This window comes from uncultured Thomasclavelia sp. (assembly GCF_944324745.1).
GTDB lineage: Bacteria > Bacillota_I > Bacilli_A > Erysipelotrichales > Coprobacillaceae > Thomasclavelia.
Genome location: NZ_CALUXO010000095.1, coordinates 1 through 7,679, shown reverse-complemented (window position 1 = coordinate 7,679; position 7,679 = coordinate 1). Strand labels below are relative to the sequence as shown.

At 30.6% G+C, this 7,679-nt stretch carries 8 protein-coding genes; 6 read left to right on the top strand and 2 right to left on the bottom strand.

Features of this window, described 5'->3' with window-relative positions:
- Nucleotides 1-109: 109 nt before the first annotated feature.
- The gene (locus Q0K54_RS13515) at nucleotides 110-778 is read right to left on the bottom strand and encodes a hypothetical protein (RefSeq protein WP_294582017.1); all 669 of its coding nucleotides are present in this window, start codon (nucleotides 776-778) and stop codon (nucleotides 110-112) included.
- A gap of 706 nt (nucleotides 779-1,484) precedes the next feature.
- Between Q0K54_RS13515 and Q0K54_RS13510 the strand changes: the two genes are divergently transcribed.
- The 4 genes from Q0K54_RS13510 to Q0K54_RS13495 are packed head-to-tail and all read left to right on the top strand — an operon-like array spanning nucleotide 1,485 to nucleotide 4,151.
- On the top strand, nucleotides 1,485-2,174 hold the full coding sequence (locus Q0K54_RS13510) for an RNA pseudouridine synthase (protein WP_294582015.1): 690 nt from the start codon (nucleotides 1,485-1,487) through the stop codon (nucleotides 2,172-2,174).
- Between the two features lie 27 nt (nucleotides 2,175-2,201).
- The gene (locus Q0K54_RS13505) at nucleotides 2,202-2,453 is read left to right on the top strand and encodes a kinase to dihydroxyacetone kinase (protein WP_294582014.1); all 252 of its coding nucleotides are present in this window, start codon (nucleotides 2,202-2,204) and stop codon (nucleotides 2,451-2,453) included.
- Between the two features lie 16 nt (nucleotides 2,454-2,469).
- A complete protein-coding gene (locus Q0K54_RS13500; RefSeq protein ID WP_294582013.1) occupies nucleotides 2,470-3,222 on the top strand; it encodes an HAD-IIB family hydrolase in 753 nt (250 codons plus the stop codon).
- A gap of 14 nt (nucleotides 3,223-3,236) precedes the next feature.
- Nucleotides 3,237-4,151, top strand: coding sequence for an alpha/beta hydrolase (locus Q0K54_RS13495; RefSeq protein WP_294582011.1), 915 nt, complete (start codon nucleotides 3,237-3,239; stop codon nucleotides 4,149-4,151).
- A 29-nt stretch (nucleotides 4,152-4,180) separates the two neighbouring features.
- Here the strand turns inward: Q0K54_RS13495 and Q0K54_RS13490 are convergent, their stop codons facing one another.
- Entirely contained in the window at nucleotides 4,181-5,974 is a 1,794-nt protein-coding gene (locus tag Q0K54_RS13490) for a DUF885 domain-containing protein (protein ID WP_294582009.1), read from the bottom strand.
- A gap of 139 nt (nucleotides 5,975-6,113) precedes the next feature.
- Between Q0K54_RS13490 and Q0K54_RS13485 the strand changes: the two genes are divergently transcribed.
- Both Q0K54_RS13485 and Q0K54_RS13480 read left to right on the top strand, forming a co-directional pair.
- A complete protein-coding gene (locus Q0K54_RS13485) occupies nucleotides 6,114-7,271 on the top strand; it encodes an ROK family protein (RefSeq protein ID WP_294582008.1) in 1,158 nt (385 codons plus the stop codon).
- A 27-nt stretch (nucleotides 7,272-7,298) separates the two neighbouring features.
- Entirely contained in the window at nucleotides 7,299-7,535 is a 237-nt protein-coding gene (locus Q0K54_RS13480; RefSeq protein WP_294582007.1) for a hypothetical protein, read from the top strand.
- Nucleotides 7,536-7,679 lie beyond the last annotated feature (144 nt).

Sequence of the window (7,679 nt, the reverse complement as noted above, 5' to 3'; positions counted from 1 at the left end):
ATATACCTTGAAAAATGTAGTTTCAAGACTACACTTTTTTAGCTTGAATAAATATTAAAAACCAGGAAAAATATATTTACATATAATTCCTGGCTAAAATTTTATCATCTTAACTTAATGACATTGATCTAAACTCACCATCCATTTCACTTTCACTATCATTTAAGCAAGAAAAGTAGGCAAAAATGAAATGGCCCTCATCAGTAAACTTGTTGTCATAAACACTATTTAAATAATTAATTGCTGCCTGTGAATTAAAAGTACTGCCATTCCAATAATCCTCATTATAAGCAATCATCATTACATATGGCTGAACCCCAGTTTTATCATAGAAATGTTCTAAACCTTCAATTAATTGATTGCTGCTGCGGATCCATCCTAATTCATCATCATACCAATCAGTTTTATTAACAACACCTTGTAAAGGAGTACGCTCAGTTGTATTGGCAGGAACAGAATTTGATGATGATATCGGCAAACTATTGCCATAATATATTCTAACAGCAAAGATACTTAAAAAGATAATGGCTATTAAAACAAAGATAGAAGCAAAACGGTATCCTCTATTAGAACCACCAACTGGTGGATGATAAACTTGTCTTGGGCCGACAAAAATTGGTCTAACAGGCCGGTGATAATTAGGATGATAGCTATGATGCGTATTATGATTGAATTGTGAGGAACTGGTTCTTCGGGAATGGTTAGAAAATCCCCCTGAAGAACGGCCACCGCCAAAACCACCACTACTGCGACTGCCACCACCAGAACTTCTTCCCATAGGTTCACCTCCATTTTTTATCATTATAGCAAATTTTAATGTCTTTTTTATGTTTTTGAGTAAATAAATTTTAAAATTTAGCCAGTTGACGTTTTAAATTAATAATTGCGTAATAGTGAGATCCTCTTATAGATATAATTTTAGTATATATGTATATAAGAGGATAGGTAAGGTGGTGATTTGATGCAAAGATTAGAGGAGCTATTTGGATGTAATGAGGCAAAAAGAGATATTATTTTTTAGTTGTTTCGGTATTTGCTTTAGTTACAAGTATGTTTAAAATTAATTTAGAGAAGATTAATTTAGGTTGATTTTAGGACTGTTTAATATTTTAAAAACTATTAATAGCTTAGTAATTGATTTGATACTAAGACTGATGTTTTAGATTTGGTGTCTTAATTGTTTCGATTGCTGTTGGTGAAGATTTTATAACACCTTGAATTTCTAGAAGAATCGGTGATGAAAGAAAAGTGGAAGATCAAGGTTCATTTAGTAAATAATGGTGAAATATAAAGAATGGGCAGGTTATACAATTTCTATGGTTGGAGCTTTATAATGCTGGATCTGTTTTTGTCATTATTAATTCAGTGTTATTGATCCGGTGGAAAAAACATTAAATAGATCGTCGACAGGGATTTGATGATCCCAGTTTTTTATTTAATCATGTTGCCTGATGGTTTATAATGTGAATAAAGCAGGTGTAATAATGAAAGATTTATATTATGTTTTAATGAAAAACGATTTAGGTAAAGCAACATATTGTAAAAAATTGATCAAAAAAGGTAGTATCAAAGTAAATGGTCAAATAATTACTGATGATAAATATCAAGTAAAATTAAGTGATCAAATTAGTTATGATAATCAAAGTCTTAGTTCTCAGCCTTTTACTTATATTATGCTTAATAAGCCGGCAGGATATGTGTGTGCTAATAGAGATTCTACATATCCTTGTGTGATGGATTTGATTGAACAAAGAGATTGTTATTGTTTGGGACGGTTAGATCTTGATACGACCGGTTTATTGTTGATGACTGATGATCGCAATTTATCTAAAAGATTATTATTACCACAAAATCATGTAACTAAAAAGTACTTTGTTACTACTAAAGAGCCAATGCAAGATAGTCTAGTTGCTGAGTTTAAAGCGGGAATTATTATTGATCAAAGAATTAAATGTCAAAGTGCCAAATTAGAAATAATCGATCCTCATCACTGTTATTTGACGATTAGTGAGGGGAAATATCATCAAATTAAAAAAATGTTTCATAGTGTTGATAATCTTGTTATTGGCTTAAAACGGGTTGCTTTTGCTAATCTTCAATTGGATAGTGATTTAAAAGAAGGACAATATCGATATTTAAATCAAGACGAAATTATCAGGCTGTTAGAAATGTGATATAATTGGTGCTAAAGGAGGTATGTTATGCTGGAATTTCGTTATGATACTCAATTGTTGATTGAGGGAACAAATTTAGATGAAGATGCAGTTACTGACTATTTTACTAATAATTTTAAGGGTGATTGCTTATTGGCAGTTGGCGATGATGAGTTGATCAAAATTCATTTTCACACTAATGAACCATGGAAAGTCTTGGAATATTGTGCTTCTTTAGGAGAAATCTATGATATTGTTATCGAAGATATGGAGCGCCAATCTCGAGGATTAAAAGGATAATGAAAGGAACAGAATTGTGAAGTTATTAGCGAGTGATTTTGATGGAACGTTGTTTTTTGAAAATACTCCAGAAAAATATCGACAAGATGATATAAAAGCGATCCAAAAGTTTCAGGCATTAGGGAACAAATTTGGGGTTTGTACTGGTAGACCATTAATTGGAGTTACTGATTTTGCTTTGGATTCTTTTTCATTTGACTTTTATATTGTTAATAGCGGAGCTATTGTTTTGAATCATGATTTCAAGGTCATTTGTAAACATAGGATTGAATTTCAGACAGTAAAACAGGTGATTGAGCATTATCCAGATTTGATGATGTTAATTGCCACTGTTGATCAGTTATATATGGTTAACAGTAAAAAACAATTTGATAATGATTTAATCAAAAATTTACAGACTGTGGAACAATTACAGGAACAGACAATCTTAAGTTTTTCGCTTTTATTACATAACGATCAAGAAGTATTACAAGTAAAAGAATTTCTTAATCAATTTGACGATATTGAAGTCTATCAAAATATTACGGCAATCGATGTGGCTGCCAAAAACTGTTCTAAAAAAAATGGCATTGAAGCAATTGCTAATTATTATCAATTAGAAAAGAAAGATTTAGCTTGTATTGGTGATTCATACAATGACGTTTCAATGTTAGAGTATTTAGATAATAGTTATACTTTTGATTATAGTCCTATCGAAGTTCAGGAAATTGCCAAACATATAGTTAGTCATTTGGATGAGTGTATTGAACATTTATTAAATAATGAATAAAAGGAGTTGGTTGTATGAAAATAGAAGTTAAAGATTATACTTATGAGACAATGCCAGAATATAATGAGGAAGTAGCTGGTGCTAAAGAATTAATTATGACTGGTGAAGAAATTGGAGTTGAGTATCTGCCTGATGTCGTTTATGACCATAAAGATGGATTTGATTTACATCTGCAGATTTTAAAGCCTAGTGTATTTAATCAGCCTGATAAAAAGTTTCCGGCGATTGTATTTATTCAAGGTTCGGCCTGGAAGAAGCAAAACGTTTATCGAAATGTTGCTAATTTAGGGGCTTTGGCTAAAAAAGGCTATCTTTGTGCCATTGTAGAATATCGACATAGTGAAATTGCTCATTTCCCCGCACAAATTATCGATGGTAAAAATGCTATTCGTTACTTAAAATGTCATTGCCAAGAATATCATATCGATAGTAAAAAAGTAATCATCATGGGGGATTCTTCAGGTGGTCATACTAGTGCTATGATTGGAATGACAGCTAAAACTGATAAATTTGATCAGCCAATTAATAATCAAAATTGTCATGTATCCGGAATTATTGATTTATATGGTGCTGTTGATGTTACTTTAGAAGATGGTTATCCAACTACTATCAATCATCAATTACCTGATAGTCCTGAAGGGATGTTGATGGGTTATAATATTCGTGAAAATATGGAGACCGCCCAAGAAGCGGTAGTGAAAAATTATGTTAATCTAGATTTTCCACCAATGCTGATTTTACATGGGACTAAAGATAAAACGGTTTTTTGTCAACAGAGTGTTGATTTGTACCAGGCTTTAATCGCTGCTCAAAAAGAAGCTTATTTATATTTGGTTCGTGGTAGTGATCATGGTGGTGCGGCTTTTTGGAGCGTTGAAGCAATTGATTTATATGATTCGTTTATAAAAAAATGTTTAGAGAAAGAATAAAAGATTCGCGTTTAAACGAATCTTTTTGTTTATTGATTAGCTTCAATATATTGATCAACATGTTGTTCCACAATGCTGAAAGGAACACTGCCGCTTTCAAGTAAGGCTTGATGGAATTCTTGATCATTAAAATTATCTTTGAGAGCTGCTTGAGCTTTTTCTTTTAAATTCGAAAATTCTAAATAACCATAATAGTAAGGAACAAAAATAGTTGGATTATCCCGAAGCTGGTTATATTGCTGCTTTAAACCATCTTGGTCACTGAGGGCAAAGCCCAGCTCAGTTAAATTATCATTAAACTCATCAAGATCCCAGCCTTCATAATGAATCCCAATATCTGCTAAGATCATAGCATAATAAGAGTAGATATTATTATATTTCATCAATTCTAAAATATCTGAATTTATTTGCTGACTCAAGTATTTATTACAATAATATTGAACATAAACAGCCCAACCTTCTTGAAAAGCAGAATTAGAAGCTAAAATTTTACGATAATTGTTATCGAGATTTTGATAACTGTAATTTGTCTGGTACATATGTCCGGGAATTCCTTCATGGGCAATTGTTTGAAAAGTATTAACATCCTGGATATCAATTTCGTTATTATTGGTATTAACGCGAATCTGGTTTGGTATAGTACTGTCTAAAGCTGGCAAATTATAATAAGCAGCAATACTATCGTTAGCTAGAGCTGGATCGATGGCGGCTACCTGATAGTTAATAGTTCCGATATCCGGAAAATCATTTTTAATTTCAGATGCTAGATCATCAATAATATCTTCGTAGCTGGTATAGTTAGTTTTAATGGTACTAAAATTATTTTGGGCAGCTATTTGACTACTAGGATTAGAAACTAATATTTTTTGCATTTGAGTTAAACAATCATTCATGGCATCTTCAATTTTACTTTGAATTTCAGTCACTGTTTTATCACTACCAGTAGCATTTTGTAATAATAGCTGATAATACTCTTTACCATATTCTAAATTACTTAAGCCACCTTGATTGATTTGATTAGAATCAAGTTGCTCTAAAGTATCAATAATATTTTGATAGGCAGTTATAAAAGATTCTTGATAAACGGTTTCTAATTGTTGTTTATAGCTATCCTTACTTGCAGAATCAATATCTAAAGCATCAATTTTATTGTTTAAGCTTTCTAAAATAGAACTTGAGTCGTGATTATCAATAATACTATTACAATAGTTGATTACTTCATCAACATTAATTGATAAAGTCTGATTTTCAGCTTGTTTATTTACGTAGTCAAGTTGACTTTGAAAATAGCGGTCAGTATCATCTACTAATGTAATTAGATCTTGAACATCTTGTTCATTTCTTAAAGTCCAATCAGTTAATAAAGTTGGAATTTGACAATAGTCACCAGTTGCTGTTTCAAATACTGGGGCTAGATAATCATATTTATCATCATTTAATTTTAAGGCTAAATTTAATGAAGATTGATAAATGTCATAAGTTTCTTGTTGCGAAGTTGTTAAGGCATCGCGATCAAATTGATTGAACTTAGCAGCTGTTTTTTCAGTAATCTCTTTAGCTTGAGCTAGAGCTTCTTGATCATAACCACTGCCAAAACTGATTTCAACATTGTTCATATCGATATTGAAATCTTCAGGATTTTCAATAAAACAATGTAGTGTAGTATAATCACTTTCCATGGTATCGATAAATTCTTGTTCAATAAATTGATCGAATTTTGCTTGCATATCGGGATTGGCAGTTGTTTGCTTTTGACAACCACTGATCGATAATGTTAATAAAAGACTAATAATAAAAAGTAATATTTTGTTAGTTTTTTTCATCGTTATAACTCCTTTAATATATTATATTATAGCCACTTTAGATTTATTAGACAAATTGAAGTTGCAACAATTAAGATAATTTTATGGTAAATTGTGTTAAAATAATAGTACTAAGTTATTTTAAAATGGTGGGGTCAAGATGGATGAGTTTTTAAGAGAAATAAATGTGATGATTTTTAAACGTTGGATATTGAATCAAACAAGTGAAGATTATCATTTATATTTAAGTCAAAATAATAAGAATGTTATTATTATTGAAACTAATTATTGTCATAGTGAAATTACTTTTAATCCGTTGAGTATTATTGAATTCATAGTGACAAATACTGTTAACAATGAAATAGAGTTTTATTTACATTTTCAAATGAAAACCATGAAACATGCGGTTGATTTATTTTATGAAATGCTTGATAGTATCAAAAAATTAGTTAAAAAGCCAATAACAAGAATTTTACTTAGTTGTTCTGGTGGGTTAACGACAAGTTTTTTTGCTGAAAAGTTAAATATGGGAGCTAAGTTATTATATATGGATTATGAATTTGCTGCTATATCGTATACCGAGTTGTTTAATGTTGGTAAACAATACGATATTATTATGTTAGCACCACAAATCTCTTTTTTACAGCCTAAAGTACAAGAAATATTGAATGATAAAATTGTTTTGACGATTCCTTCTCAAGTATTTGCTAAATATGATGCTGGAAAGATTTATAATATTATTTATAATCAAAAGAAAAAAGCTCGAGCTAAAAAAGTAAAATCCCCCAAGCCATTGTCATTGAAAATGGCGATTCATCCAAATGCTAAGATTTTATGCATTGCCATAATTAGAACGAGTGATCGGGTAGAATTAGCTTATCGAGTTTATGATGAAAATAATAATATTGTTTTGGATGATGTAATTATTAAAAATGTGATTTATGTGGATGATATTTATGATATTTTAAATGTGGTAACAACTAAATTTTTAGATATATCGGTGGTTGGAATTTCTATGCCTGGAATAATCAATAAAGGCAATGTATTTTTGCCACAGGAGGGATTTGAAAATTTTGATTTGTATAAAAATTTACCAAAATCTTATCATCAAAAGATCTTTGTAGATAATGATGTTAATAGTATTGCTGTTGGCTATTATGCCTCTCAGGGTAAATACCAATCATTAACTTATTTATTTCAGCCCCAAGGTTTTGCTGGTGGCGTGGGGATTATTTTTAATGGTCAATTAATGAAAGGAAGAAAAAATCTGGCTGGTGAAGTAAAATACTTACCACTTAGTTTAAGTGATAAACTGTAGCTGTTGAGCCAAACCCCAGAGGGAGCCTTGGAATTAGTCACAAAGACCATTGTAGCGATAAATTGTATTAATGGTCCTGAAGCCTTTGTTTTAACTTGTCCACTATTATTAAATTCTAATGAAATTATTAATGAGCTAAAAAAATATTTTCCAGCTTGTTATATTCCCGATCTTGAAATAGTCAAAGTTGATGATTTAAAAGAATATATGTTATTAGGTAATATGATTTTATGTGTTCAATCGCTAAATGAAAAGTCTGAATAATTGAATTGAATTAATTATGTCAAGCGAAATTGAAAATGTCCTAAAAAAAGTTAAACATTAGCACCGTTAGAACGATGCTTCTGTTTTGATAAGAAACCAAGAAAATTGCTATTTCTCCAAGGATGATCCATTGGAGGAATATAT

What these genes read in the sequence shown, in the direction of transcription:
- Q0K54_RS13515 (WP_294582017.1), bottom strand. Translation starts at nt 778, where the DNA reads ATGGGAAGAAGTTCTGGTGGTGGCAGTCGCAGTAGTGGTGGTTTTGGC.
- Q0K54_RS13510 (WP_294582015.1), top strand. Translation starts at nt 1,485, where the DNA reads ATGAAAGATTTATATTATGTTTTAATGAAAAACGATTTAGGTAAAGCA.
- Q0K54_RS13505 (WP_294582014.1), top strand. Translation starts at nt 2,202, where the DNA reads ATGCTGGAATTTCGTTATGATACTCAATTGTTGATTGAGGGAACAAAT.
- Q0K54_RS13495 (WP_294582011.1), top strand. Translation starts at nt 3,237, where the DNA reads ATGAAAATAGAAGTTAAAGATTATACTTATGAGACAATGCCAGAATAT.
- Q0K54_RS13490 (WP_294582009.1), bottom strand. Translation starts at nt 5,974, where the DNA reads ATGAAAAAAACTAACAAAATATTACTTTTTATTATTAGTCTTTTATTA.
- Q0K54_RS13485 (WP_294582008.1), top strand. Translation starts at nt 6,114, where the DNA reads ATGGATGAGTTTTTAAGAGAAATAAATGTGATGATTTTTAAACGTTGG.